Origin of the sequence: Sphingopyxis alaskensis RB2256 (assembly GCF_000013985.1) — a bacterium.
Taxonomy (GTDB): domain Bacteria; phylum Pseudomonadota; class Alphaproteobacteria; order Sphingomonadales; family Sphingomonadaceae; genus Sphingopyxis; species Sphingopyxis alaskensis.
In genome coordinates, this window is record NC_008048.1 from 3,191,260 (window position 1) to 3,216,907 (window position 25,648).

Annotated in this window: 26 protein-coding genes; 16 read left to right on the forward strand and 10 right to left on the reverse strand. The window is 66.5% G+C overall.

The window, feature by feature from the left end; genetic code table 11:
* Nucleotides 1–60: 60 nt before the first annotated feature.
* On the forward strand, nucleotides 61–1,674 hold the full coding sequence (locus tag SALA_RS15475) for a family 43 glycosylhydrolase (protein WP_011543309.1): 1,614 nt from the start codon (nucleotides 61–63) through the stop codon (nucleotides 1,672–1,674).
* On the opposite strand, the gene SALA_RS15480 is transcribed toward SALA_RS15475, so the two are convergent.
* A complete protein-coding gene (locus SALA_RS15480) occupies nucleotides 1,671–3,149 on the reverse strand; it encodes a UxaA family hydrolase (RefSeq protein WP_041384204.1) in 1,479 nt (492 codons plus the stop codon). The two genes, SALA_RS15475 and SALA_RS15480, sit on opposite strands and share 4 nt — an antisense overlap.
* A 67-nt stretch (nucleotides 3,150–3,216) precedes the next feature.
* Between SALA_RS15480 and SALA_RS15485 the strand changes: the two genes are divergently transcribed.
* The 4 genes from SALA_RS15485 to SALA_RS15500 are packed head-to-tail and all read left to right on the forward strand — an operon-like array spanning nucleotide 3,217 to nucleotide 8,071.
* A complete protein-coding gene (locus SALA_RS15485) occupies nucleotides 3,217–3,999 on the forward strand; it encodes a 2-keto-4-pentenoate hydratase (RefSeq protein ID WP_011543311.1) in 783 nt (260 codons plus the stop codon).
* 22 nt (nucleotides 4,000–4,021) lie between these two features.
* A complete protein-coding gene (locus SALA_RS15490; protein WP_011543312.1) occupies nucleotides 4,022–5,329 on the forward strand; it encodes an MFS transporter in 1,308 nt (435 codons plus the stop codon).
* 4 nt (nucleotides 5,330–5,333) lie between these two features.
* On the forward strand, nucleotides 5,334–6,746 hold the full coding sequence (gene uxaC, locus SALA_RS15495) for a glucuronate isomerase (protein ID WP_011543313.1): 1,413 nt from the start codon (nucleotides 5,334–5,336) through the stop codon (nucleotides 6,744–6,746).
* Entirely contained in the window at nucleotides 6,743–8,071 is a 1,329-nt protein-coding gene (locus SALA_RS15500; RefSeq protein ID WP_041383442.1) for a mannitol dehydrogenase family protein, read from the forward strand. Before uxaC ends, SALA_RS15500 begins: the two co-directional genes overlap by 4 nt.
* Before the next feature lie 101 nt (nucleotides 8,072–8,172).
* Here the strand turns inward: SALA_RS15500 and SALA_RS15505 are convergent, their stop codons facing one another.
* Nucleotides 8,173–9,060, reverse strand: coding sequence for a LysR family transcriptional regulator (locus tag SALA_RS15505; protein WP_041384205.1), 888 nt, complete (start codon nucleotides 9,058–9,060; stop codon nucleotides 8,173–8,175).
* A 99-nt stretch (nucleotides 9,061–9,159) separates the two neighbouring features.
* Here SALA_RS15505 and SALA_RS15510 point away from each other — a divergent pair, with 99 nt between their 5' ends.
* The 9 genes from SALA_RS15510 (at nucleotide 9,160) to ppa (ending at nucleotide 16,815) form a co-directional block, all read left to right on the forward strand.
* The gene (locus SALA_RS15510; protein ID WP_011543316.1) at nucleotides 9,160–10,653 is read left to right on the forward strand and encodes a CoA-acylating methylmalonate-semialdehyde dehydrogenase; all 1,494 of its coding nucleotides are present in this window, start codon (nucleotides 9,160–9,162) and stop codon (nucleotides 10,651–10,653) included.
* 64 nt (nucleotides 10,654–10,717) lie between these two features.
* Nucleotides 10,718–11,227 carry a hypothetical protein gene (locus SALA_RS15515; RefSeq protein ID WP_011543317.1) on the forward strand — a complete coding sequence of 170 codons (510 nt, stop codon included), beginning with the start codon at nucleotides 10,718–10,720 and terminating at the stop codon, nucleotides 11,225–11,227.
* 25 nt (nucleotides 11,228–11,252) lie between these two features.
* On the forward strand, nucleotides 11,253–11,555 hold the full coding sequence (locus tag SALA_RS15520) for an I78 family peptidase inhibitor (RefSeq protein ID WP_011543318.1): 303 nt from the start codon (nucleotides 11,253–11,255) through the stop codon (nucleotides 11,553–11,555).
* Nucleotides 11,548–11,952, forward strand: coding sequence for a RidA family protein (locus tag SALA_RS15525; protein WP_153802725.1), 405 nt, complete (start codon nucleotides 11,548–11,550; stop codon nucleotides 11,950–11,952). The genes SALA_RS15520 and SALA_RS15525 overlap by 8 nt, the downstream gene beginning before the upstream one ends.
* Nucleotides 11,949–13,094 (forward strand): acyl-CoA dehydrogenase family protein, encoded by a 1,146-nt coding sequence (locus tag SALA_RS15530; protein WP_011543320.1) that lies wholly within the window; start codon nucleotides 11,949–11,951, stop codon nucleotides 13,092–13,094. The genes SALA_RS15525 and SALA_RS15530 overlap by 4 nt, the downstream gene beginning before the upstream one ends.
* A gap of 181 nt (nucleotides 13,095–13,275) precedes the next feature.
* The gene (locus tag SALA_RS15535; RefSeq protein WP_041383444.1) at nucleotides 13,276–14,322 is read left to right on the forward strand and encodes an enoyl-CoA hydratase/isomerase family protein; all 1,047 of its coding nucleotides are present in this window, start codon (nucleotides 13,276–13,278) and stop codon (nucleotides 14,320–14,322) included.
* Nucleotides 14,323–14,397: 75 nt separating this feature from the next.
* Complete coding sequence (locus SALA_RS15540; protein WP_011543322.1) at nucleotides 14,398–15,180, forward strand: enoyl-CoA hydratase-related protein; 783 nt, start codon at nucleotides 14,398–14,400, stop codon at nucleotides 15,178–15,180.
* A gap of 152 nt (nucleotides 15,181–15,332) precedes the next feature.
* On the forward strand, nucleotides 15,333–16,208 hold the full coding sequence (mmsB, locus tag SALA_RS15545) for a 3-hydroxyisobutyrate dehydrogenase (RefSeq protein WP_011543323.1): 876 nt from the start codon (nucleotides 15,333–15,335) through the stop codon (nucleotides 16,206–16,208).
* 70 nt (nucleotides 16,209–16,278) lie between these two features.
* Complete coding sequence (ppa, locus tag SALA_RS15550) at nucleotides 16,279–16,815, forward strand: inorganic diphosphatase (RefSeq protein WP_011543324.1); 537 nt, start codon at nucleotides 16,279–16,281, stop codon at nucleotides 16,813–16,815.
* An 11-nt stretch (nucleotides 16,816–16,826) separates the two neighbouring features.
* Here the strand turns inward: ppa and SALA_RS15555 are convergent, their stop codons facing one another.
* The 5 genes from SALA_RS15555 to SALA_RS15575 form a co-directional block, all read right to left on the reverse strand.
* Nucleotides 16,827–18,134 (reverse strand): mechanosensitive ion channel family protein, encoded by a 1,308-nt coding sequence (locus SALA_RS15555; protein WP_011543325.1) that lies wholly within the window; start codon nucleotides 18,132–18,134, stop codon nucleotides 16,827–16,829.
* Nucleotides 18,131–19,333, reverse strand: coding sequence for a cystathionine beta-lyase (gene metC, locus SALA_RS15560; protein WP_011543326.1), 1,203 nt, complete (start codon nucleotides 19,331–19,333; stop codon nucleotides 18,131–18,133). Before metC ends, SALA_RS15555 begins: the two co-directional genes overlap by 4 nt.
* A 20-nt stretch (nucleotides 19,334–19,353) precedes the next feature.
* Nucleotides 19,354–20,703, reverse strand: coding sequence for a chromate efflux transporter (gene chrA, locus SALA_RS15565; RefSeq protein ID WP_011543327.1), 1,350 nt, complete (start codon nucleotides 20,701–20,703; stop codon nucleotides 19,354–19,356).
* A 151-nt stretch (nucleotides 20,704–20,854) separates the two neighbouring features.
* Nucleotides 20,855–21,694, reverse strand: a complete 840-nt coding sequence (gene sseA / locus SALA_RS15570; protein WP_011543328.1) for a 3-mercaptopyruvate sulfurtransferase — start codon at nucleotides 21,692–21,694, stop codon at nucleotides 20,855–20,857.
* A 184-nt stretch (nucleotides 21,695–21,878) separates the two neighbouring features.
* Entirely contained in the window at nucleotides 21,879–23,171 is a 1,293-nt protein-coding gene (locus SALA_RS15575; RefSeq protein WP_011543329.1) for a hypothetical protein, read from the reverse strand.
* Nucleotides 23,172–23,290: 119 nt separating this feature from the next.
* Here SALA_RS15575 and queF point away from each other — a divergent pair, with 119 nt between their 5' ends.
* Together queF and SALA_RS15585 are read left to right on the forward strand one after the other, a co-directional pair.
* Nucleotides 23,291–23,761: a preQ(1) synthase gene (gene queF / locus SALA_RS15580; protein WP_011543330.1), complete on the forward strand. Its 471-nt coding sequence runs from the start codon at nucleotides 23,291–23,293 to the stop codon at nucleotides 23,759–23,761.
* A gap of 45 nt (nucleotides 23,762–23,806) precedes the next feature.
* On the forward strand, nucleotides 23,807–24,217 hold the full coding sequence (locus SALA_RS15585) for an acyl-CoA thioesterase (RefSeq protein WP_011543331.1): 411 nt from the start codon (nucleotides 23,807–23,809) through the stop codon (nucleotides 24,215–24,217).
* Nucleotides 24,218–24,227: 10 nt separating this feature from the next.
* Here SALA_RS15585 and SALA_RS17685 read toward each other — a convergent pair whose 3' ends face one another.
* The 3 genes from SALA_RS17685 to SALA_RS15595 form a co-directional block, all read right to left on the reverse strand.
* Nucleotides 24,228–24,485 carry a hypothetical protein gene (locus SALA_RS17685; RefSeq protein WP_011543332.1) on the reverse strand — a complete coding sequence of 86 codons (258 nt, stop codon included), beginning with the start codon at nucleotides 24,483–24,485 and terminating at the stop codon, nucleotides 24,228–24,230.
* Between the two features lie 33 nt (nucleotides 24,486–24,518).
* Nucleotides 24,519–25,279 (reverse strand): IS5 family transposase gene (locus tag SALA_RS15590; RefSeq protein ID WP_153802608.1). Its coding sequence is split into 2 segments (ribosomal slippage): nucleotides 24,519–24,955 and nucleotides 24,955–25,279, totalling 762 coding nucleotides; the frame shifts between segments, so codons are not numbered across the junction.
* A 70-nt stretch (nucleotides 25,280–25,349) separates the two neighbouring features.
* Nucleotides 25,350–25,589 carry a hypothetical protein gene (locus SALA_RS15595; RefSeq protein ID WP_011543333.1) on the reverse strand — a complete coding sequence of 80 codons (240 nt, stop codon included), beginning with the start codon at nucleotides 25,587–25,589 and terminating at the stop codon, nucleotides 25,350–25,352.
* Nucleotides 25,590–25,648: the final 59 nt, after the last annotated feature.

A 25,648-nucleotide genomic window follows, 5' to 3' on the forward strand; every position in this document is an offset into this window, starting at 1 on the left:
AGGGCCCGGCCTGCGGTTGCGGGGGCCGGGCCTTTTCTTTCATGAAAGAGGGAAAGGCCGATGACCGACCGCCGCGATTTGCTCAAACTGGCCGGTACCGGCCTCGTCGCGACGGGGCTTTCGGGCGTTGCGGGTCCGGCCGCGCTGGGGCAGGCCGCGTGTGCATCCCGGCCGTCGGTGCCGGCGTGGGCCAAGGGTTTCGATGGCCAGCGTATCGCCGACCTTGGCGACGGGCGCTTCCTCAATCCGATCATGGCGGGCGATCATCCCGACCCGTCGATCCTGAAGGACGGCGCCGATTATTATATGACCTTTTCGACCTTCGACAGCTATCCGGGGCTGGTCATCTGGCATTCGCGCGATCTGGTGAACTGGCGCCCGGTCGGGCCCGCGCTGCACCGGAATATCGGGTCGGTCTGGGCACCCGAACTCTGCAAGCATGGCGGGCGCTTCTATCTCTACATTCCCACGAAAGGGCCGAACACGAGCTGGGTGATCTGGGCCGACCGGATCGAGGGACCGTGGAGCGATCCGGTCGACCTGAACCTGCCCAACCACATCGACCCCGGCCATGCGGTCGGCGAGGACGGGTCGCGCTGGCTGTTCCTGTCGGGCGGCGACCGCGTGCGGCTGTCGGACGATGGGTGCAAGCGCATCGGCGAACCCGAACATGTCTATGACCCGTGGCGCTATCCATCCGACTGGGTGGTCGAAGGCTTCGCGCCCGAAGGGCCAAAGATCACGCGGCATGGCGACTATTATTATATGATCACCGCGGTCGGCGGCACCGCAGGCCCGCCGACCGGCCATATGGTGATCGCCGCGCGCTCGACATCGATCGACGGGCCGTGGGAAAATTGCCCGGCGAACCCGCTCGTCCGCACGGTGTCGGCCGCCGAAAAATGGTGGTCGCGCGGCCATGCGACGCTTGTCGAGGGGCCTGCGGGCGACTGGTGGGCGGTCTATCACGGCTATGAGAATGGCTTTTGGACCCTGGGGCGGCAGGCCTTGCTCGACCCCGTCGAATGGACCGACGATGGCTGGTTGCGCATGACGGGCGGCGATTTGTCGCAGCCGATCGCCAAGCCGAAAGGCGGCAGCGTCGCGGGGCCGCATGGTATGGCGCTGTCGGACGATTTTTCGTCGCTCGCGCTCGGCGCCAAGTGGAACTTCTTCAAGCCCGCGTCGGACGAACACCGTCGCGCGCGTGTCGAGGACGGCGCGCTGGTGCTGACGGCGCGCGGGGAGGCACCGGTCGATTCATCGCCGCTGCTGCTGATCGCGGGCGACCATGCGTATCGTTTCGAATGCGATATCGAGATCGCGCCCGGCGGCACCGCGGGGCTGATCCTTTTCTATGACGAGAAACTCTATTGCGGACTCGGCTTTGACCGCGATCGCTTCGTGACGCATCAATATGGCATCGAACGCGCGCGGCCGGTCAATCCGCACGGGACACGGATGCGGATGCGCGTCACCAACGACCGGCATATCGTGACTTATGACACCAGCGGCGACGGCGGACGGACCTGGGTGCGCTTCGACCGGGGGATGGAGGTGTCGGGATACCACCATAATGTGCGCGGCGGCTTCCTGATGCTGCGCCCCGGCCTCTATTCGGCGGGCGCCGGCGAGGCGCGCTTTCGCAATTTCACCTTCCGCGCGCTCGATTAAAGCGTCACGCCCGATTTCCAGATCGCGATGTCGCGCTCCTCATTTGCTTCGGCTTTGGTCGGGGCGCCCGAAGCGGTGGCGGCGATCAGGTCGAGCAGGGCCTCGGCCGACCGCTCGAAGCCGTTGTCCAGCACTCGCCCCGCGTCGAAGTCGATCCACCCCGCCTTGCGCGCCGCGAGGTCGCTGTTCGACGCGATCTTGAGCGTCGGCGCCGGAAAGCCGAGCGGGGTGCCGCGTCCGGTGGTGAAGAGGATGATCGTCGCGCCCGCCGCGGTCAGCGCGGTCGAGGAGACGGCGTCGTTGCCCGGTGCTTCGAGCAGGGTCAGGCCGGGCAGGCGCGCCTCGCCGCCATAGCGCTGGACATCGACGAGCGGCACCCGCCCGCCCTTTTGCACCGCGCCGAGCGACTTTTCCTCCAGCGTCGTGATCCCGCCGGCGATATTGCCGGGTGAGGGATTTTCGCTCACCGGCTCGCCGTGGCGGATGAAATAGTCCTTGAAGTCGTGGACGAGCGCGACCGTATCGTCGAATACCGCGCGCGACACAGCGCGATCCATCAACAATTGTTCGGCACCGAAAATCTCTGGGATCTCGGTCAGCACCACCTTGCCGCCCGCCGCCGCGACCGCATCGGCCATGCGCCCGACGAGGGGGTTGGCGGTGAGGCCCGAAAGCCCGTCCGATCCGCCGCATTTGACCCCAAGCACCAGCTTCGACAGCGGCGCTTCGGTCCGCACCATATCGCCGCAATGCTCGACCAGCTCGTCGATCAGCGCGAGGCACGCGGCTTCGTCGTCCTCAACCGCCTGCGCCGACAGCGTGCGGATATGCGCGCGGCGATCGGCGGGAATCAGGTCGAGCAGCGCGCCGAGCTGGTTGCTCTCGCACCCCAGGGCGACGATGAGCACGCCGCCGGCATTGGGGTGCTGCGCAAGCGCCGCGAGCAGCTTGCGCGTATGGCCCAGATCATCACCGAGCTGCGAACAGCCGAAGGGATGCTTGAAGGCGTGGACGCCGTCGACGCGCCCGGCATGGCGTTCGCCCGCGATCCGCGCAACGCGCGCGGCGAGATTGCCGACGCAGCCGACGGTCGGCAGGATCCAGATTTCATTGCGTGTGCCAACGCGCCCGTCGGCGCGGACATAGCCGCGAAAAGCCGTCGATGGTGCCGCGGCGGCGGCCTGAACCGGCTGCGGACTATAATGATAATCGCCCTTGTCGCCGAGCGCAGTCGCCAGATTATGGCGGTGAACAGGCTCGCCCGGTGCGATGTTCGCGGCGGCGCGCCCGATGGGGAAGCCATATTTGACCACCGGCGAGCCGCGCGCGATCGCCGCGAGGGCGATTTTGTGTCCGCGCGGCACCGCAGCCGCAGCGCGAATATCCTCATCGGCGAACAGCAGCTGGCCCGGCGCAATATCCGCGATCGCGGTCGCCACATTGTCGCCGTCGCCGATACGGATCGCGCGATTCATCGGATATTCGCTTGCCTTTGACACCGGTGTCTCTTACACCGCTTCGCGGAAGAGGGAAATGGGAAAGATGGCGGCAACCAGCGATCCGGAAAATGTGGCGCGCGCATTTATCGACGCGCGTGCGGGAAAGACACCGCTTACCGTCTATCCCGGCGCGTTTCCGCAAACGATGGCGGAGGCCTATGCGATCCAGGATCGCGCGATCGCCCTCGACGGGCGGCGCGTCGGCGGGTGGAAGGTCGGACGAATCGCCCCCGAACTCGTCGACCGCTTTGGCGGCAATCGCCTGACCGGCCCGATCTTCGCCGACGAAATCGTCGACGGTGCCGCCGATCCGGCGATGCCGGTCTATGCCGACGGCTTCGCCGCGGCCGAGGCAGAGGTGTTGCTCTGTTTCGGCGAGGTGGGCCCGCGCGACTATAGCATCGACAGCGTGAAGCAGTGCATCGCCGACGTGCGCACGGGGATCGAGATCGCTAGCTCGCCTTTCCCCGAAATCAACCGCCACGGTCCCGCAGTGACGGCGTCCGACTATGGCAACAACAAGGGGCTGATCCTCGGCCCGTCGATCCCCGACTGGCAGGATGCCGACCTCATCCACATGCCCGTCGAGATGTTCGTCGATGGCGCGCGCGTCGGCGCCGGGACGATGGAGGCGATGCTCGACGGCCCGTTCGGATCGGCGCTGTTCCTGATCGACACATTGCGCGCGCGCGGCATTGCAATTGCGCCCGGCACCTGGGTGTCGGCGGGCGCGATCACCGGTATTCACGAGGTCCGGCCCGGCCAGCGGGCCGAAGCGCTGTTCGACGGAAAGATCCGCGTCGGCTGCACGATCACAAGTTATTAGAAGCGCAACACGGGAGAGGATGATGGCACAGGCAATCGCAGACAGGGGTGCGGCGGTGCCGGTGCCCCGTTCGGGCCGCTACCGCTGGCTGATCGTCGCGGTGCTCTTCGCCGCGACCACCGTCAACTATATCGACCGCACCATGCTCGGCCTGCTCGCGCCGACGCTTGGGCAGGAGCTGGGGTGGAGCGAGAATGACTATGGCAACATCGTCACCGCATTCCAGGCGGCCTATGCACTCGGCTTTCTGTTCATGGGCTGGCTGATCGACCGCTTCGGACCCAAGATCGGCTATGCGATCGCGATCGGCATCTGGACGGTCGGCCATGTCGCGCACGGCTTTGCGTCGTCGGTCGTCTCCTTCATGCTTGCGCGCGTCATACTGGGCGTCGGCGAAGCGGGGCATTTTCCCTCGGTCGTCCGCGCGTCGAGCGAATGGTTCCCGCAAAAGGAACGCTCCTATGCGATCGGCTGGGTCAATAGCGCGACGACGATCGGCGTCATCCTGACCGCGCCGACCGTCGCGCTCTTCATGCGCGTGCTCGGCTTCGATTGGCGTGAAACCTTCATCTATACCGGCATTTTCGGCGTCGTCCTGCTGCTGCTCTGGCTCTGGCTCTACAGCAACCCGCGCGAAAGCGGGAAGGTCAGCGAGGCCGAACTGGCGTGGATCGAGCATGACCCGCCCGAACAGGTCGAACGCATCGGCTGGAGCCGGATCGTCACCAAGCGCGAAGCCTGGGCCTTTGCGATGGCCAAGTTTCTGACCGACCCGGTGTGGTTCCTGATGCTCTTCTGGCTGCCCAAATATTTCAGCTCGACTTATGATGTGGACCTCAAGATCGTGCTGCTGCCGATGATCATCATGTATCTGCTCTCCGATGTCGGCAGCATCCTCGGCGGCTGGGTGTCGTCGAAGCTGATCCAGACCGGCCACAGCGTCAATTTTGCGCGCAAGGTGACGATGATCGGCGCGGGCCTTTGCGTATTGCCGCTCTTGTTCGTGACGGGGCTCGAAAATATGTGGCTCGCGGTCGTGCTGATCGGCATCGCGCTCGCGGGGCATCAGGCCTTTTCCTCGACGATCCTGTCGATCCCGCCCGACATGTTTCCGAAACGCGCGGTCGGATCGGTAATCGGGCTCGGCGGTTTCATGGGCGGCGTCGGCGGCATGATCATGGCGAAGTCGACGGGGCTTGTGCTCGATGCGACGGGGGGCAATTACACCCTCATCTTCGCCGCCTGCACCACCGTCTATTTCCTCGCGGTGCTCGCGGTGCATATCCTCAGCCCGCGCCTCGCGCCGGTCAGCGTCGAAGGCGCGAAATAGGCCCGTGCCGCGTCCGCTGTACCTGTCACCCGACCGCCTCTTCCCGTCCGACCCGGCGCAGCGCGACATCGCGCGCCGGCTGTATAAGGCGGTCGCAGGTCTGCCGATCGTCAGCCCGCACGGCCACACCGATCCGGCATGGTTCGCGGGCGATGCGCCGTTCGGCAATGCTGCGGAGCTGCTGCTCCATCCCGATCATTATGTGTTCCGCATGCTCTATTCGCAGGGGGTGTCGCTCGACGCGCTCGGGATCGGCAACGCCGACGCCGACCCGCGCGAGAGCTGGCGGCTGTTCGCTGAAAACTACCATCTCTTCCGCGCCACCCCGTCACGGATGTGGATGGACTGGGTGTTCGCCGAGGTGTTTGGCTTCGACGTGCAATTATCGGCAGAGACGTCGGACCTTTATTACGACCGCATCACCGAAGCACTGGCGATCGACGCCTTTCGCCCGCGCGCGCTGTTTGACCGCTTCGGGATCGAGGTGATCGCGACGACCGAAAGCCCGCTCGACAGCCTCGACCATCACGCCGTCATCCGCGCCGCCAACGCCAGCGGCGAGTGGGGCGGGCGCGTTATTACGGCCTATCGCCCCGATCCCGTGGTCGATCCCGAATTTGAAGGATTCCGCGACAATCTTGCGCGTTTCTCCAACCTGTCGGGCGAGGATGCATTCAGCTATTCGGGCTATCTCGCGGCACATCGCAAGCGCCGCGCCTTCTTCGCCAGCATGGGTGCGACCTCGACCGATCACGGGCACCCGAGCGCGGCGACCGCCGATCTGTCGGAGACGCAAGCCGAGGCGCTGTTCGCGCGCGTTACGGGCGAGGATATGAGCGCCGCCGACGCCGAGCTGTTCCGCGCGCATATGCTGACGGTGATGGCGGGGATGAGCCTCGACGACGGCCTCGTCATGCAGATCCACCCCGGCGCCTTCCGCAACCACAACCCCTGGTTGTTCGCGAATCATGGCCGCGACAAGGGCGCCGACATCCCGACCGCAACCGATTATGTCCACGCGCTGCGCCCGCTGCTTGGGCGTTATGGCAATGAGGCGGATCTGACGATCATCCTCTTCACGCTCGACGAGACGAGCTATGCGCGCGAACTCGCGCCGCTCGCCGGCCATTATCCGGCGCTGAAGCTGGGTCCGGCGTGGTGGTTCCACGACAGTCCCGAAGGGATGCGGCGCTTCCGGTCGCAGATGACCGAGACCGCGGGCTTCTACAACACCGTCGGTTTCAACGACGACACGCGCGCCTTCCTGTCGATCCCCGCGCGGCACGATGTCGCGCGGCGCATCGACTGCGGCTTTTTGGCCCAACTCGTTTCCGAGCACCGGCTCGAGGAATGGGAGGCCGCCGAACTCGCGGCCGATCTCAGCTACAATCTCGCCAAGGCGTCCTACAAACTGTGAGGCTTGGTCCCGACACGCCGCTCCCGGCCTCGGTGCAGGCGCCGGGCTACGACCGCGCCGCGCAGGCCGCCGGTATCGTTCATATCGGCATCGGCGCCTTTCACCGCGCGCATCAGGCGGTTTACACCGACGACGCGATGGGCGCGGGCGACCGCGATTGGGGCATCATCGGTGTGTCGCTGCGCTCGGGCGTTGTCGCGGCGCAGCTGGGTCCGCAGGACGGGCTCTATACCGTCAGCACGCGCAGCGCAGCGGGGAGCGCGCTGCGCCTGATCGGCTCGGTGCAGCGGGTGCTCGTCGCGGCAGACGTGCCGCAGGGGGTGGTCGATGCCATCGCGGCATCCACGACGCATATTGTCAGCTTCACAGTGACCGAAAAGGGCTATCTGCGCGCCGCCGACGGCACGCTCGACCTTGCGGCGGCCAACGGCACGTCGAGCCTCTATCGCTTCGTCGGCGCCGCGCTCGCCGCGCGCCAAGCGGCAGGACTGTCGGGGCTGACGCTGCTGAGCTGCGACAATCTGGCGAATAACGGCGCCGTTCTGGGACGGCTGATGCGGCAGTATCTCGCCGCCGAGTATCCGGGTCTTGTCGATTGGTTCGATGCGAATTGCACCTGTCCCGCGACGATGATCGACCGCATCGTCCCCGCCACCACCGACGCCGACCGCGCGGCGGTCGAAGCCGCGCTCGGCGCGCGCGACGAGGGCGCCGTCGTCACCGAAGGCTTCAGCCAGTGGGTGATAGAGGATGATTTCGCGGGCCCGCGCCCGCGTTGGGAGGCGGCCGGGGTCGAACTCGTCGCCGATGTCGCGCCCTATGAGACCGCGAAGCTCCGGATGCTCAACGGCGCGCATTCGGCGCTCGCCTATATCGGGCTGGGGCGCGGCCATGATTTTGTCCATCAGGCGATCGCCGATCCCGACATCTGCCCGGTGATCGAGCGGTTGATGCGCGCCGAGGCCGCGCCGACGATCGACGCGGCGCCGGGGCAGGATCTCGCCGCCTACGCCAGTGCGCTGCTCGATCGCTTCGCCAATCCGGCGCTCCATCACCGGCTGACCCAGATCGCGATGGACGGCAGCCAGAAGATCCCGCAGCGCTGGCTGGAGACGCTGGCGTGGCATCAGGCACGCGGTGCGCGGTGCCCGTCGCTCGAAGCGGCCGTTGCGGCGTGGATCGCCTTTTTGCGGAGCGGTCAGCCGGTCGACGATCCGCTGGCGGACAGGTTGCGCGAGGCGGCGGCGGGGCCCGATGCGATGGACCGACTCTTCGGCGAAGGCGGCCTGATCGCGTCGCAGTGGCAGCCCCGCAATCGAGAATAATCCCGTCATTGCGAGCGAAGCGAAGCAATCTCCAGCTATCGGTCCGCGATGTCGATGGCTGGGGATTGCTTCGTCGCTACGCTCCTCGCAATGACGAAGGTTCACCCCGGCACCAGCAACCCCCGGCTTTCCCTTACCTCGCCATCCAGCCAGTCGATGAACGCCCTGATCCGCGGCTGCCGGGCGACGTCGCGGTGGAGCGCGAGCCAGAAGGCGCGCGCGATCGTCTGATCGGGCCGCACGCGGACCAGCGCCGGATCACCGCTCGCGAGGAAGCAGGGGAGCACCCCGACCCCCCCGCCGCCCGCGATCATCCGCCGCTGCGCGAGGATCGACGAGGAGCGGACGGTCGCGCGCAGCCCCGGCTCGATTTCGCCCAGATAATCGAGTTCGGGGGCGTAGAGGATGTCGGGGATATAGCCGATCACCGGGATGCCGGCGCGCGACAGCGGTGTGGCGGCGACCGCCGCCTGCCAATCGGGCCGGTCGGCCGGGGCATAGAGGCCGAGGCTGTAATCGGCGAGCTTGCGTGTGATGAGCGGACCCTTGCGCGGTCGCGCGAGCAGCACCGCCATGTCGGCCTCGCGCCGCGACGGGTTGAGGAAGCCCGACGAGGCGACCAGGTCGATCTCCAGCTCGGGATGCGCCGCGACGAAGCGACCGAGCCGCGGCGCGATGAAGCTGTTGCCAAAGCCTTCGGACACGCTCACCCGCAATTGCCCGGACAGCGCCGCCCCGCTTTCGTCGGCCTTGTGGATGCGCGCCGCCGCCGCCGCCATCGCTTCGGCGTGCGGGACGAGCGCGCGGCCCGCCGCGGTCAGAACGAAACCCGTCGGCGCGCGTTCGAACAAGGTCTGCTGGAGCGCGCCTTCGAGCGCGCTGATCTGGCGGCTCACCGTCGTTGCGTCGACATGCAGCGCCGCGCCCGCGCGCGCGAGCGTGCCATGGCGCGCGACCATCAGGAAATATTGCAGCTTGTCCCAATCCATGACCTGCAAATATGCAGGACAGTCCTGCAAGTCTATCCCTTGCAATCGCGCCCCGATTGGTCTGTTGCAGCGGCAACATCTTTCGGGAGACTCACAGCCATGCGACAGATCGACCATCACATTGTCGGCGGGGCCGCCGGTTCCGCCCGCTTCGGCGACGTCTTCGACCCCAATAATGGCGGCGTGCAGGCGCGGGTCGCGCTCGGCGATCGCGCCATCCTCGACCGCGCCGTGGCGGCGGCAAAGGCCGCGCAGCCCGCGTGGGCCGCGACCAACCCGCAGCGCCGCGCGCGCGTGATGTTCGATTTCAAGCGCCTCGTCGAAGCCAATATGAACCAGCTCGCCGAAATGCTGTCGAGCGAACATGGCAAGGTGATCGCGGACTCGAAGGGCGACATCCAGCGCGGCCTCGAAGTCATCGAGTTCTGCTGCGGCATCCCGCATGTGTTGAAGGGCGAATATACGCAGGGTGCGGGCCCCGGCATCGACGTCTATTCGATGCGCCAGCCGGTCGGCATCGGCGCGGGGATCACGCCGTTCAACTTCCCCGCGATGATCCCGCTGTGGATGGGGGGCGTCGCGACCGCGGTGGGCAACGCCTTCATCCTGAAGCCCAGCGAGCGCGACCCGTCGGTGCCCGTGCGCCTGTCGGAACTCTTCCTCGAAGCCGGGATGCCCGAGGGGATTTTCCAGACCGTCCACGGCGACAAGGAAATGGTCGACGCGATCCTCGACCATCCCGACATCGGCGCGGTCAGCTTCGTCGGTTCGTCGGACATCGCGCATTATGTCTATAATCGCGGCGTTGCGAACGGCAAGCGCGTGCAGGCAATGGGCGGGGCCAAGAACCATGGCATCGTCATGCCCGACGCCGATCTCGACCAGGTGGTGAACGACCTGACCGGCGCGGCCTTCGGCTCGGCGGGCGAACGCTGCATGGCGCTGCCCGTCGTCGTTCCCGTCGGTGAGGACACCGCGAACCGCCTGCGCGCAAAACTCGTCCCCGCGATCGAGGCGCTGCGCGTCGGCGTGTCGACCGATACCGAGGCGCATTACGGCCCGGTGGTGACAGAGGCGCACAAGGAAAAGGTCGAAGGCTGGATCGCCAAATGCGCCGACGAAGGTGCCGAGCTGGTCATCGACGGCCGCGGCTTCACGCTGCAGGGCCACGAAAAGGGCTTCTTCGTCGGCCCGACGCTGTTCGACCATGTCACCCCCGACATGGAATCATACAAGGAAGAGATTTTCGGCCCCGTGCTCCAGATCGTCCGCGCGCCCGATTTCGAAACCGCGCTCGAACTGCCGTCGAAGCATCAATATGGCAATGGCGTCGCGATCTTTACGCGCAACGGCCACGCCGCGCGCGAATTTGCGGCGCGGGTCAATGTCGGCATGGTCGGCATCAACGTGCCGATCCCGGTGCCGGTCGCCTATCACAGCTTCGGCGGCTGGAAACGGTCGGCGTTCGGCGACACCAACCAGCATGGCATGGAAGGCGTGAAGTTCTGGACCAAGGTGAAGACCGTGACCGCGCGCTGGCCCGACGGATCGCCTGATGGCGGCAACGCCTTCGTTATCCCGACGATGGGTTGATCGGCAAGCGTCGATGAAACCCATGCGCCGGGTCGGACATTTCTCCGTGCGAAGGAGAATGACGATGATGCGATGGACGATGCCTGCCGCCCTGTTGATGCTCGCCGCGTGCAGCGGCGGACAGGAGGAGGAGTCGGGCCGCGACGCCCGCGCGCCGATCAGCCCGCTTGAGAAGGCCGAGCGACCCGCGCCCGCCGAAAGCCCGGCCACCGCTGAGGCCGCTGCATCGGCCACCGATGGCGCCCGCGTCGATGGCGACACGATTCCGCCCGCGCTCCGCGGTCGCTGGGCGCTCAAGGCCGCCGATTGTACCGCGAGGAAGGGCGCCGACCTCACCGCGCTGACGATCGGTGCGACCGATCTGCGCTTTTATGAATCGCATGGCGAACTCGTGCGCGTTCGGGAAAGCAGCGCCCGTCGCATCCTCGCCGACTACCGCTTCAGCGGCGAGGGTGAGGAATGGGATCGCCGCCTGACGCTTGAACTTGTCGACGGCGGTCAGGCGCTTGTGCGCCGCGACGCGGGCGAGGGTGCCGCGGCGGATGCGATGCGCTATACGCGCTGTGCCGGATGACGGTGTTTTGAAAGGGAGACACATCATGGACGTTCGCCTGCTTGCCATCGCCGCCGCCCTGCCGCTCGCCGCCTGCATGAGCAGCGAAGCGCCCGTCGAATCGACCCCGCCGCCGCCCGGCGAAATGACCTGCAACGCCGACGCGGTGCAGAGCCATGTCGGCCATCGTGCCAGTGCCGAAATGGGCGCGGCTATCCTCCGGGAATCGGGCGCACGCACGCTGCGCTGGGCCCCGCCGCGCTCGGCGATGACGATGGATTATCGTCAGGACCGGGTGAATGTGATGTATGACGACGCCTACAAGATCACGCAGGTCACTTGTGGCTGACGGCGTGCGGCGCAATCATTCGTCGGCTTCTCCGTTCGAGCCCGTCTATGGCTACAGCCGCGCGGTTCGGGTGGGCAGTCGCATCGACGTTGCGGGCTGCGCGCCGATCGAGCCCGACGGCAGCTCGACCGCCGGCGACGCGGGGATGCAGGCGGCGCGCTGTCTTGCGATCATCGCCGAGGCGCTCGAAGCGCTCGGCGGCTCGCCCGCCGACGTTGTGCGCACGCGCATGTATATCACCGACCCCGCCGACGCCGATCTGGTCGGCCGCGCGCACGGGGCGATGTTCGGCGACATCCGCCCGGCATCGACGATGATCGTGATACCCGCGCTCATCCGTCCCGAATGGAAGGTCGAAATCGAGGCCGAAGCCATCATCATCGAGAAGAGCGCATGACCGACCAGTTCCAGCTTACCGAAGACCAGCTCGCCATTCAGGACATGGCGCGCAAGTTCACCGCCGATCGCATCACGCCCTTCGCGGCCGAATGGGACGAGGCAAGCCATTATCCCGTCGATGTGTGGAAGGCGGCGGGCGAGCTTGGCTTCGGCGCGATCTATGTGGCCGAGGAATCGGGCGGCATCGGGCTCGGCAGGCTCGAGGCGGCGCTGATCATGGAGGCGATGGCCTATGGCTGCCCTGCGACCAGCGCGTACATCTCGATCCACAATATGGCGACGTGGATGATAGACCGCTTCGGCGGCGCCGAAATCAAGGCGCGTTTTCTGCCCGCGCTCGTCAGCATGGACAAGATCGCCAGCTATTGCCTGACCGAGCCGGGCTCGGGCTCCGACGCCGCGGCGCTCAAGACGACCGCGAAAAGGGATGGCGACCATTATGTGCTGAATGGCACCAAGCAGTTCATCTCGGGCGCGGGCTATAACGACATCTATGTCTGCATGGTCCGCACCGGCGAGGAAAAGGCCAAAGGCATCAGCTGCCTCGTCGTCGAAAAGGACACGCCGGGACTCAGCTTCGGCGCGCCCGAAAAGAAGCTCGGCTGGAACGCCTCCCCCACCGCGCAAGTGATTTTCGAGGATTGCCGCGTGCCGGTCGAGAATCGCGTCGGGGCGGAGGGCGACGGCTTCCGCTTCGCGATGGCGGGGCTCGACGGCGGCCGCCTCAACATCGGCGCCTGCTCGCTGGGGGGCGCGCAGCGATGCCTCGACGAAGCGATCACCTACACCAGGGACCGCCAGCAGTTCGGGCAACCGGTCGCCGATTTCCAGAACACCCAGTTCATGCTCGCCGACATGGCGACCGACCTCGAAGCCGCGCGCGCGCTGCTCTATATGGCGGCGGCGAAAGTCACTGCGAACGCCCCCGACAAGTCACGCTTCTCGGCGATGGCCAAGCGGCTCGCGACCGACAATGGCAGCAGGATCGTCAACGATGCGCTTCAGCTGTTCGGGGGCTATGGCTATTTGAAGGATTATCCGATCGAGCGGTTCTGGCGCGATCTGCGCGTCCATTCGATCCTCGAGGGCACCAATCAGGTGATGCGGATGATCGTCGGAAGGGATTTGCTGCGCCAATAGATTTCCCCCTCTCCCGTCGGGAGAGGGTTGCGAAGACTTGCCAGCTCGCTGGCTAGTCGAAGCTGGGTGAGGGGCGGTGCGCTATCGGTACGGCGGATTCCCTCATCCAACTCCGCCTAACCGCCGAAGGCGGTAAGGCTCCATATCCTTCTCCCAATGGGAGAAGGTTTTGAGAGGTTTTATGATCGAAGACGTTCTTATCTCGACCGACGGCCGCATCGGACGCATCGCGCTCAACCGCCCCAAGGCGATCCATGCGCTCAACCTCGCAATGTGTCAGGCGATGATCGATGCGCTTTTGAAATGGCGTGCTGACGATGGCATCGAAGCGGTGACCATCGAGCATAGCGAAGGCCGCGGCTTCTGCGCCGGCGGCGACATCCGTATGCTCGCGGAAAGTGGTGCGAAGGACGGGGTCGAAGCGCGCCAATTCTTCCACACCGAATATCGCCTCAACCATCTGCTCTTCACCTATCCCAAGCCTGTCGTTGCCTTCATGGACGGCATCACCATGGGCGGCGGCGTCGGCATTTCGCAGCCGGCCAAATATCGCGTCGCGACCGAACATACCCGTTTTGCGATGCCTGAAACGGGGATCGGCCTGTTCCCCGACGTCGGCGGCGGCTGGTATCTGCCGCGGCTCGAGGGGCGCGTCGGCGTGTTCCTCGCGCTTACCGGCGCGCGGCTCGACGGGGCGGAGTGCCTCGCGCTCGGCCTCGCGACCCATTATCTGCCGTCCGAAAAGCTTGCCGAGGCGAAGGCGCGCATCGCCGCGCACCCCGACCGCATCGGCGGCATATTGGGCGAGCTGTCGGTCGCCGCACCGCCCGCCGCGATCACCCGGCATATCGACAGGATCAACCGGCTGTTCGCCAGCGACCGCTACGAGGACATTCTCGCCGCGCTCGAAGCCGATGGCGGCGAATGGGCCGAAAAGGAACTGGCCGCGCTACACAGCAAATCGCCGCAGACATGCAAGGTCGCGCTGCGCCAGCTCAAGGAGGGGGCGGTGATGCACGACTTCGCCGCAGAGATGGCGCAGGAATATGCGATCGGCAGCCGCGTCGTTCAGATGCACGACTTCATCGAAGGCGTCCGCGCGCTGATAATCGACAAGGACAACAGCCCGAAATGGAACCCGCCGACGCCGGAGGGCGTGACCGACGACTGGATCGACGCGATATTCGCGCCGCTGCCCGAAAACGAGACATGGACCCCTCTAACTTGAACCGTCACCCCGGCGAAGGCCGGGGTTCACCGTCGAGATTCCGGCCTTCGCCGGAATGACGAAGGAGATTGCCAAATGACCTACGAAACCCTCCTCGTCGAAACGCGCGGCGCCGTCACCTTGGTGACGCTCAACCGCCCGCAGGCGCTGAATGCGCTCAATTCGGGCGTGCTCGACGACCTCATCGCCGCCTTCGCGGCGTTCGAGGCCGATGAGAGCCAGCGTTGCGCGGTGCTCACCGGATCGGGCGACAAGGCGTTCGCCGCAGGCGCTGACATCAAGGAGATGGCCGACAAGCCCGCCGCCGATTTCTACCTCGAAGATTTCTTCTCGAAATGGACGAGCGATTTCGTGAAAAAGGTGCGCAAGCCGTGGATCGCGGCGGTCAACGGCTTCGCGCTCGGCGGCGGCTGCGAACTGGCGATGATGGCCGATTTCATCATCGCGTCGGACAGGGCCAAATTCGGCCAGCCCGAAATCAAGCTTGGCGTCGCGCCGGGCATGGGCGGATCGCAGCGGCTGACGCGCGCGATCGGCAAGGCGAAGGCGATGGAAATGTGCCTGACCGGGCGGATGATGGACGCCGAGGAAGCCGAACGGTCGGGCCTCGTCGCGCGCGTGGTCCAGCACGAGAGCCTCGTCGATGAAGCCGTGAAGACCGCGACGCTGATCGCATCGATGCCGCCGATGGCCGCAATGGTGAACAAGGATATGGTCAACGCCGCGTTCGAAACGACGCTCGACCAGGGGCTGATCTACGAACGCCGCCTGTTCCAGATCCTCGCCGCGACCGAGGACAAGGCCGAAGGCATGGCGGCCTTTATCGAAAAGCGCGAAGGCGTGTGGAAGGGGCGGTGACCTTCTAAGCCCTCTCCCCTTCAGGGGAGAGGGTTGGGAGAGGGGGGCGCGGGCAGAGCTGCACGTCGTACCCCTCTCCAACTAGGGCTAGGCGCTTCGCGCCAATCCTTCATATCTTCTCCCCTGAAGGGGAGAGGCTAACGGAGAGACAAATGAAAATCGCCTTTATCGGACTCGGCAACATGGGCGGCGGGATGGCCGCGAACCTTGCGAAGGCGGGGCATGACGTGCGCGCTTACGACCTCAGCGAAGAGGCGTTGACGCGCGCAGCCGATGCGGGCTGTTCGCGCGCGGCATCGGCGGCCGAAGCGGTGACCGGCGCCGAGGCCGTCGTTACCATGCTCCCCGCGGGCACGCATGTCGCGGGTGTTTATGAAAACGACGTCTTTCCGAACGCTGCGCCGGGCACGCTGCTCCTCGACTGCTCGACGATCGACGTCGCGACCGCGCGCTCGAACATCGAGGCCGCGACCGCCAAGGGCCTCGTTGCGGTCGATGCGCCGGTGTCGGGCGGCATCGCCGCCGCCAATGCCGGCACGCTGACCTTCATGGTCGGCGGCACCGAAGAAGGCTTTGCGCGCGCGCAGCCGATCCTTGCCAAAATGGGCAAGGCGGTGATCCACGCGGGCGATGCGGGCGCGGGGCAGGCGGCGAAGATCTGCAACAACATGCTGCTCGGCGCGTCGATGGTCGCAACGTGCGAGACGCTCGCGCTCGCGCAGAAACTCGGGCTCGATCCGCAAAAATTCTTCGACATCGCTAGCGTCTCGTCGGGGCAATGCTGGTCGCTGACCAGCTATGCGCCGCTCCCCGGCGTCGGTCCGGTCACGCCCGCCGACAATGATTACAAGGGCGGGTTTGCCGCGGCGCTGATGCTCAAGGATCTGCGTCTCGCGATGGAAGCGGCGGCGAGCGTCAACGCCGACGTGCCGATGGGGACGAAAGCGCGCGAGCTATACGAAGCCTTTGTCGAAGCCGACAAGGACGGTCGCGACTTTTCGGCGATCATCCGGACATTGCAGGGCTGATGACCCTCGACTTTGCGGGGCCTCCGGCGCTAAGGCCGCGCGCGAATCAAGAAAAGACAGGATTTCTCCCATGCGTATCGACCTCATCCCGGCGGGCGACAGCCCGCCCGACAGCCTCAACGTCCTGATCGAAGTGCCGATCGGCGGCGAGCCGGTGAAATATGAGTTCGACAAGGCGTCGGGCGCGCTGTTCGTCGACCGTTTCCTGCACACGCCGATGCGCTATCCCGCCAATTATGGTTTCATTCCGCACACGCTCGGCGATGATGGCGATCCGCTCGATGCCCTCGTCGTCGCGCGCTCGCCGATCGTCGCCGGCGCGGTGGTCAAATGCCGCCCGATCGGCGTGCTGATGATGGAGGATGACGCCGGCGGCGACGAGAAACTGCTCTGCGTGCCGGTCAACAAGACCTTTCCCTATTACAAGGATGTCGCGAGCTACACCGACATGCCGCCGATCGTGCTGCAGCAGATCGAGCATTTCTTCACCCATTACAAGGATCTCGAACCCGGCAAATGGGCGAAGCTCAACGGCTGGGGCGATGTCGACGAGGCCAAGCGCATCATCGTCGAATGCGTCGAACGGGCGAAGAAAGTGGGGTTCTGAAGGGCGACGGTTCAGCTTTTCGCCTTCGTCGCCTTCGCTGCCTTCGTCGCCGTTTCGGGCATCGCGCGCACATGCAGATCGCGCTGCGGATAGGGGATTTCGATTCCCGCCGCCTGGAACTTGTCCCAGATGCGCAGGAACACATCGCCCTTGATATTGCCGATCCCCGCCTCCGGGTCGGTGATCCAGAAGCGCACCTCATGGTCGACGCTGCTGTCGCCGAAACCGGTGATCCAGCATACCGGGGCAGGATCGGGGAGCACACGCTTCGCTTCCTTGGCGGCCTCGATCATCAGCTGCTGCGCCAGCCGCAGGTCGGTGTCATAGGCGACCCCCACCGCGATGCTCACGCGCACCGTGCGGCTTGAATAGCTCCAGTTCTCGACCTCCTGCGTCATCAGGATTTCGTTGGGGATCAGATGTTCCTTGCCCTCGCGCGTGATCACCGACACGGCGCGCACGCCGATCTTGTTCACCCATCCGAAACTGTCGCCGACCGCGATGACGTCGCCGGGCTTGATCGAGCGGTCCATCAGCAGGATGATGCCCGCGATCAGATTGCCGACGGTCTTTTGCAGCCCGAAACCGATTGCAAGACCGAGCGCGCCGGAAAACACCGCAAAGGCGGTGAGGTCGATGCCCAATATGTCGATGCCGACAAAGAAGGCGGCGACGACGATCAGCACCGCCGAAATCTTTTCGATGAGCAGCCGCTGCGTCGGATCGAAACGCTCGCTACCCCTGATCGTGCGCCGCAGCACGCGCGTCGCCAGCCGAACCAGCGTGAAAAGGATGACCACGGTGACCAGCAGGTTGACGACGGTGAGCAACGAAAAATGCCGGTCGCCGATCGAAAAGCCGAAGGCGTCGAGCCGTTCCTGCAACAACTCCAGCCCGCCGACCGCACGCGACATCATGACGACGAGCGCCACGAATGCCCCGGCCAGCGCGGCCCCGTCGCCCAGCCCGACGCCGATCAATAGGTGCCGCGCCAGCGCCGCAACACCGAGCGCGAACAGCAGGTTCAGCAGCAGCAGCGCATAGGGATGCCACGGCCAGAGCGCACCGGCGAGACCGACGATGAGCAGCGCGGCGATCCAGCCGAGCATCGCGCCGGCGCGTTCGGTGAGCGGTCCGCGCGCACCCAGATCCTGCCCGTGCAGCCAGTCGGCAAGCCGGGGACCGATCCGTTTTCCGACCAGCCAGCTCGTGGCGAGCGCAAACACCGCCAGCCCCCCCGCGACGCCCAGCTCGACCAGCTGCGCCTCGGCGAGCGCCGGAAAACCCATGCGGGCGAACAGCGCGTCGAGTTCGTTCATGCCGTCATCGCGGCAAAGCCGCGCTCGAGGTCGGCGATCAGGTCGGCCGGGTCCTCGAGCCCGATCGACAGGCGGACGAGCGGGTCGGGGTCGGTCCAGCGTGTCGCGGTGCGGATGCCCGCCGGGTCGGCGGGCACGACAAGGCTTTCATAACCGCCCCAGCTGAAGCCTATGCCGAATTGCGTCAGTGCGTCGATAAAGCGCGTGCGCGCGCCCTCGTCGGCGCCCTTCAGCGTGAAGCCGAACAGCCCGCTGGGGCCCGAAAAATCGCGCGCCCAGATCGCATGGCCGCCATCGCCTGCCAGCGCCGGATGGAGCACGCGGCCGACTTCGCCGCGCGCGGCAAGCCAGTTTGCGACCACAAGCCCATTTTCGCCATGGCGCTGCATCCGTACGTCGAGCGTGCGCAGTCCGCGCAGCATGAGCGCGCAATCGTCGGGCGACACCGCCTGGCCGAGTTGATAGGCGGCGCTGCGCAGCTTCGGCCACACGGCGCGCGTCGCGGTGAGCGAGCCCATCATCGCGTCGCTGTGCCCGCCGACATATTTGGTGAGGCTCATCATCGCGACATCGACCCCGTGCGCCAGCGCGGGAAACAGCAAGGGCGTCGCCCACGTATTGTCGATCATCGTCAGCACGCCGCGTGCCCGCGCGACGCCGGTGATCGCGGGCACATCCTGCACCTCGAAGGTCAGGCTGCCCGGCGATTCGAGGAAGATCAGCCGCGTTTCGGGGCGGATCAGTTCGGCGATCGCGGCACCGACGAGCGGATCATAATAGGTCGTCGTCACGCCCAGCCGCGCGAGCATCCCGTCGCAGAAGGCGCGCGTCGGCTCATAGGCGCTGTCGACCATCAGCAGGTGATCGCCCGGCGACAGCAGCGCGAGCAGCCCCGCCGAATTGGCGGCGACCCCGGAGGGATAGAGCAAGGTTCCTGCGGCGCCCGGCTCCATCGCCGTCAGGGCGTCGGCGAGTGCCCACACCGTCGGCGTCCCGCGGCGGCCGTAATAAAGCTTGTCGTGCGTCGCATGACCGCGCGCCTTCAGGTCGGCGACAGTGTCGTACAGGATCGTCGACGCGCGCCAGACGGGCGGATTGACGATCCCGCCGCCCAGCCGCGGATCGCCGGTCCATTCGGGCCGCCGCCCGCCCTGAACGAGCCGCGTCGCGGGGCGGAGGCTGTCGTCGTCGGTCGTCATCGGGCAATCGTAGCGAAGCGTCAGGTAAAATCCAGTGACGGAACGACAAAGCCGACCAGCAGACCGGCCGCCGAACAGAGCGCCAGCACCGGCACAATCCCCATCCTGAAGCGGAACAGCAGCAGCGCCGCGAGCAGCGCCAGCGCCAGCGCGCGAAGGTCGAGGCTGGCAAGCACCGGCAGTTCCACGCCCCATCCGCTGCGGATCAGGTCACGGAACAGCACATGCAGCGCGAACCACAGCGACAGGTTGGCGATCACGCCGACCACCGCCGCGGTCACCGCCGCAAGCGCGCCCTTCAATCCCGTCGCGCGCTCGAGCCGGTCGATCCACGGTGCGAAGGTGAAGATCCACAGAAAGCAGGGCGCGAAGGTCACCCACAGCGTCAGGCCCGCGCCGAACAGCGCCGCGACAAAGGGCGTGAACGGCGCCGCATCGCGATAAGCGGCGAGAAAGCCGACAAATTGGGTAACGAGGATCAGCGGCCCCGGCGTCGTTTCGGCAAGCCCCAGCCCGTCGGCCATCTCGCCCGGTTGCAGCCAGCCGAAGCCGCTGACCGCTTCCTGTGCCATATAGGCAAGCACCGCATAGGCGCCGCCGAAGGTGACGACCGCCAACTGCGAGAAAAAGGCGCCGATATCCCACAGCACATGGCCGCGGCCGAGCGTTGCGAGGATCAGCAGCATCGGTGCGGCCCAGACCGCGCCCCAGATCAGGATTGCCGAAAGGCTCTGCTTCCACGGCGAAGGCGCGGGCGGCGGGGGCGCCGCGACGGTGGGCGACAGCTTCAGCCATTCCGACCGCCAGCGCCCGGCCGCTCCGCCGATCAGCAGCGCGCCGAGGATCACCAGCGGAAAGGGAAGCGTGAAAATCGCGATCGCGACGAAGGAGGCAAGGGCGATGCCGCGCTGCAGCGGCGTCTTGAGCGCGCGCGCCGCGATACGCAGCAGCGCCTGCACGACGATCGCGAGCACCGCCGCCTTGATGCCGAGGAACAGCGCCGCGAACCAGCCCAGCCCTGCGGCGAGGACATAGAGCATCGACAGGCCGAGCATCACGGCGGCGCCCGGAAGGACGAACAGCAATCCCGCCGCGAGGCCGCCCTTCAACCCGTGCAGTCGCCAGCCGATCCACGTCGCAAGCTGCTGCGCCTCGGGGCCGGGCAGCAGGTTGCAGAAATTGAGCGCGTGGAGGAAGGTCGCCTCGTCAACCCAGCGGCGCTCATCGACGAACTCGCGGTGCATCAGCGCGATCTGCCCCGCCGGGCCGCCGAAGCTGAGGCAACCGACGCGCGCATAAGCACGGATCGCGTCGGCGAAACGGGGGTGGCGCGGCGAGGGGGCGACGTCGGGGATGTCGGTCATCGGCATACTTCTCCATCCGGGACGAACCGGCTGAAAAAGCAACGCTTGGGCGAACGCCTGACCGGGAGGTTGCCTTGCCCCGATGCCGCGAGATTAGCGCGGCGCCGGGGTGAGACAAGCCAGAAAAAGCATTGCGGGGCGAAAGCTGCGCCCGCGATCAGGCTGCGCCGGTCGCCTTGGGCGTCGCGGCGTCGGCGCCCCATTCGAGCCAGCTGCCGTCATAGACCGCGACATCGTCCTTGCCGAGCAGGTGGGCGCCAAAGGCGACGACGGTGGCGGTCATGCCGCTGCCGCAGGTTGCGACGAGTGGTTTGTCGAGGTCGATTCCCGCGGCGTCGAAAGCGGCTTTCAGCGCGTCGCCGCGCTTCCACGTGCCGTCGGCGTTGAACAATTCGCTGTGCGGCAGGCTGCGCGAACCGGGAATATGGCCGGGCGCGAGGCCGGGGCGCGGATCGCGTTCCTCACCGGTGAAACGCGCCGCGGGGCGCGCATCGACGACCTGTTCGGCGCCGCTGTCCAGGTTGGCGAGCATCTGTTCCTTGGTGCGCACCGCCTTGGGATCGCGCCAGACGGTGAAGTGACGGTGGCGCAGCGTCTGCTTGCCCATTTCGAGCGCGCGGCCCTCGGCCTTCCACTTGGCAAGCCCGCCGTCGAGCAGCGCGACGTCATGCGCGCCGAACAATTTGAGCAGCCACCAGGCGCGCGCCGCGCTCTTGAGCGGGCTGTCGTCGTAAAGCACGATGCGGCTGCCGTCACCGAGGCCGAGCGACTGCATCCGGCTGGCGAATTTTTCGGCGGGCGGCGCCATATTCTCGATCGCGCTGGACGTGTCGGTCAGGTCGGCGAGGTCCATGAACACCGCGCCGGGGATGTGGCCCGCCTCATATTCGGCGCGCGCGTCGCGATCGGTCCCCAGGAATTTCGTCGCATCGACGACCCGCAGGTCCGATGCCCCCAGTTCGCGTTCCAGCCAGTCGGTTGAGACCAAGGCGTCCATGTCATGCTCCTGTTACCGCCGGTCGGGGAAGCTTCTGCCTGTCCCTCGCCCGGCCATCCTGCTGTGGCTTCTTTCGGGGGATCATCAGCCTATGCCCCCACCTGTGCTTTTTCAAGCGGGTCCGCTCTGCCCCAGCCTTTGTTGCACCGCAACAATAAAAGCGGCGGATCGGGCGGCTGGAGGTCTATTGGCTGCGGCGTACCGCCGTCGGTCGGGCGGCCGGGCGGTCGACCGTATAGGCTGCGCGGTCGAGCGCGAGCGGGGCGAGCTTGTCGCTGCCGCCTGGCCCCTGTTCGCGGCCGAGAACGAAGCTGTCGGCATTCTGTCCGAAGGCGTCGCCTTCGCCATCCCAATGATAGGTGACGTCGATCGCCAGCACGGGCACGAGCATGGGTTTGCCGCCGATCATCAGCGGCTCGATCGTCGCGCGCGGCAGCATCACTTCGGTCGACAATAGCTCGCCCGCGCCGGGGGCAAGCATCATGTCGTCGCGCAATATGCTGCCGCCCGCGCCGTCGAAGAAACGGCCGAGCACCGGCTCGGTCATCGCAGATCCCTGACCCAGCGCGATGCGAACCATCAGGCCGGTCGCCTCGGCGCTGCCCTGGTTGAGCAGGTTGAGCGCGAAGCCGACCGCGACATGATCGGCGGCAAAGCGGATGGCGCGAATCTCCAGCGCCATGGCGATGATCGCCCGGCGCTCGGCCGCGGGGCGCGTGACGAGCGGCGAAGCGGGGCGCGGCGGCGCCGGGGCGGCAGCGGGAGGTGCGGGTGGGCGCGGCGCCGCGGCTTCGGGAAGCGGCGGCTGGACCGGGCGCGGTGCGCGCGGCGGTGGCGCGGCTTCGGGCGCCTCGTCCAGCGCCGGCCCCACGGGCGCGGCGCGGCGGCGCCAGTACCACAGGCCCGCGCCCAGCGCGGCGAGCGCGGCCAGCACCCACGCCCAGATCGGGGTGTCCGACGGCGCGGCGTCGGCTGGCGGGGCGGGCGATGTGGTCGCTGCCGCCTCCGGCGCAGGCATATCCGGCGCCGTTGCCGCCGAATCGATCGGCGGCGAGTCCGCCGCGTCGGGAGGCGTCAGGGGCGGCGCGGCGTCGGCTGCGGCGTCGGCGCGCGGCGCATCGGTGGCCGCCGGTGCCGGACGGCGCGCGGGCGCCGGTGCGGGCGTGCTCGCCGTATCGGGCTGGGTCGGGACGACGCGCGGCGGCGTGGCGGGCGATGTCGGTGCGGGTGTTGGTGCAGGCGTCGGCGGGCCACGGCGTTCGCCCGGCGCGACGGGCGGCAGGCCGTTGTCGGCGGGCCCCTGAACCCCCGGCGCGCGGCCATCGTCTTCGGGCTGGAGCCGGAAATCGATCGCGCGCGGCGGATTTTGCGTGGCAGCGCCGCTGTCCTGCGCGCTGGCGGACGCGGTTGCGGCCAGCAACGTTACCACCAGCGCGACGTGGGCCGCCCGATCCTCCCCGAAATTGCGCACGCTCATCCTGTCCGCGATCCCAAACTATCCATATCTCGCCTGCGCCGGTGAATTGGCGCTGAACCCGGCGACATTCGCCTCACGAGGTCGATGACATCGACCGCGCTGCGCACTAGAGCGATTCCATGACCGATTCCACCCCCACGCCGCTGGTGCCCAAACATCTTGGCCAATCGAGCGAACTGCCTGCCTCGCCCGAGGCCGCCGTGCTCGACTATGTGCCCAATCCGCGCGCGGGCGAGCTTTATCTCGTCCGCTTCGCCGCGCCCGAGTTCACCTCGCTCTGCCCGGTGACCGGCCAGCCCGATTTCGCGCATCTGGTGATCGACTATGCGCCCGGCGAAACGATCGTCGAATCGAAGAGCCTCAAGCTGTTCCTCGGTTCTTTCCGCAACCATGCCGGTTTTCACGAGGATTGCACCGTCGGCATCGGCCGCCGCCTGTTCGACGAGATGCAGCCGCAATGGCTGCGCATCGGCGGTTACTGGTATCCGCGCGGGGGCATCCCGATCGACGTTTTCTGGCAGTCGGGCCCGCCGCCTGCCGGACTGTGGCTCCCCGACCAGGGCGTCGCGCCCTATCGCGGGCGGGGGTGATATTTCATCTTTCCGTCACATTTTGTTGACACTAGTGTAAACGATATGGCGACAGCCTCGCTCCCGCACGATCATCCCATTGCCGTCGGCGCCGACGCCATCGACTTCATGGGGCATGTGAACAACGCCCATTATCTGAGCTGGGTTCAGGATGCGGTCCTGTCGCACTGGCGCAAGATCGCGCCGCCCGAAGCCGTGGCCGCGCACCTGTGGGTCGCGCTCAAGCATGAAATCACCTATCGCCGCCCGGCCTTTCTCGACGATCAGGTCATCGCGACGGTCATCCTCGAAAAGGTGCAGGGCGCGCGCGCCTTTTACGAAACGGTGATCCGCCGCGGCGAGGAAGTGCTGGCCGAGGTCAAATCGAGCTGGTGCTGCATCGACGCCGAAACGCTGCGCCCCGCGCGGCTGGCAAGCGACGTGATCGCGCGCTTTTTTCCCGGCGAAAAGGGCTGAGGCCGACGCCTTAGAGCGCGATGACCTGATATTGATCCACCGTGACGGAGGCGATTTTGGCCGAGTGCGAGGCGCGAGGAGCGGCGCGATGCGGGACATCGCGCCCGACGAGCAACGTGGCAATCGGCCAGAATCGGCCCGCCCCGGAGGGGTTGCCCCCTGAAGCCCGCCGGACAGCGGCGCGTCTCTGGTCCGGGCAACCAGCCCGTCCTGCGAGACGCTTCTTGCCGACGAACTTCAGGGGGCAATCACGGTGGATCAATATCATGTCATCGCGCTCTAGGCTGTAGTGACAATTTAATCATTTGAGCCACAACATTATGCTTGCGAGTTTGATGAAGCCAAGGAAGTTTGCGGCGAGTTTGTCATGGCGGGTGGCGATGCGTCGCCATTGCTTGAGTTTGGCGAAGAAGCCCTCGATGCCCCAGCGCTGTTTGTATGCGATGCGGTCGTAACTGCGCTGGACCTTGCGGTGGCGGCGGGGCGGAATGACCGGTTCGCCGCCTTGTTCGGTGATGAGATCGCACAGGCTGTCGGCGTCGTAGGCGCGGTCGGCCAGCACGTGTTCGGCCTTCAGGCCGCGGATCAGGTCGCAGGCCGGGGCCATATCGTTCTGCTGGCCGGGGCCGAGCATGAAGCGCACCGGCAGGCCGAGAGCATCGACTACAGCGTGGATCTTGGTCCCGAACCCGCCTCTTGAGCGGCCCAGAGCCTGGGCTTGAACGCCCCCCTTTTTACCCTGGCCCCGGCGGCCTGGGCTTGGGCACGGATTACGGTGGCGTCGATCGCCAGCCATTCGATGTCGGGGTCATCGGACACGGCTGCGAATATCCGGTCGATCACCCCCTGTTCGATCCAACGATAATAGCGCCGCTTTACAGTCTGGTAGGGGCCAAATCGCTCGGGCAGATCACGCCACCGCCCACCCGAATGCGCCAGCCACAGCAAAGCATCCAGAAACCGCCGACCATCGCTGCGCGGTCCGCGCTTGCCCTTGCGGCCACCAGGCACAAACTCCCGAAGCCGCTCCCACTGATCGTCCCTGAGAACCTCGCCTTCCACACCAGCCTCCAAAAGCCAGTGTTGAATCAGAACTCGCGTCAGTTGGGAACCCCTAAATTGTCACTACAGCCTAGTAAAAGTCCGCGGTTTCGCCGCCGTCGCGCCGTTCGGTGCGGTGGACCTGCGTCGGCGCCTCGCGGCTGCCGCTGCGTACTTCCAGCCGCCCGTTGACGCGCCGCACCTCGGCGGGCGCCAGGATGCGCGCGTGCGCGATACCCACGGCGCTAACCTGCGGGCGCTGCGGTGCGGGCGCGGCGGCCGGGGCGCTCGCGACGAGCAACAGGGCGGCGGCAAGGGACATGGCGTTCATGCTCTGCCCTAACGGCAGGTCTTGCCAGCGCCTTAACCCTGAATCGCAACTTTTCGATC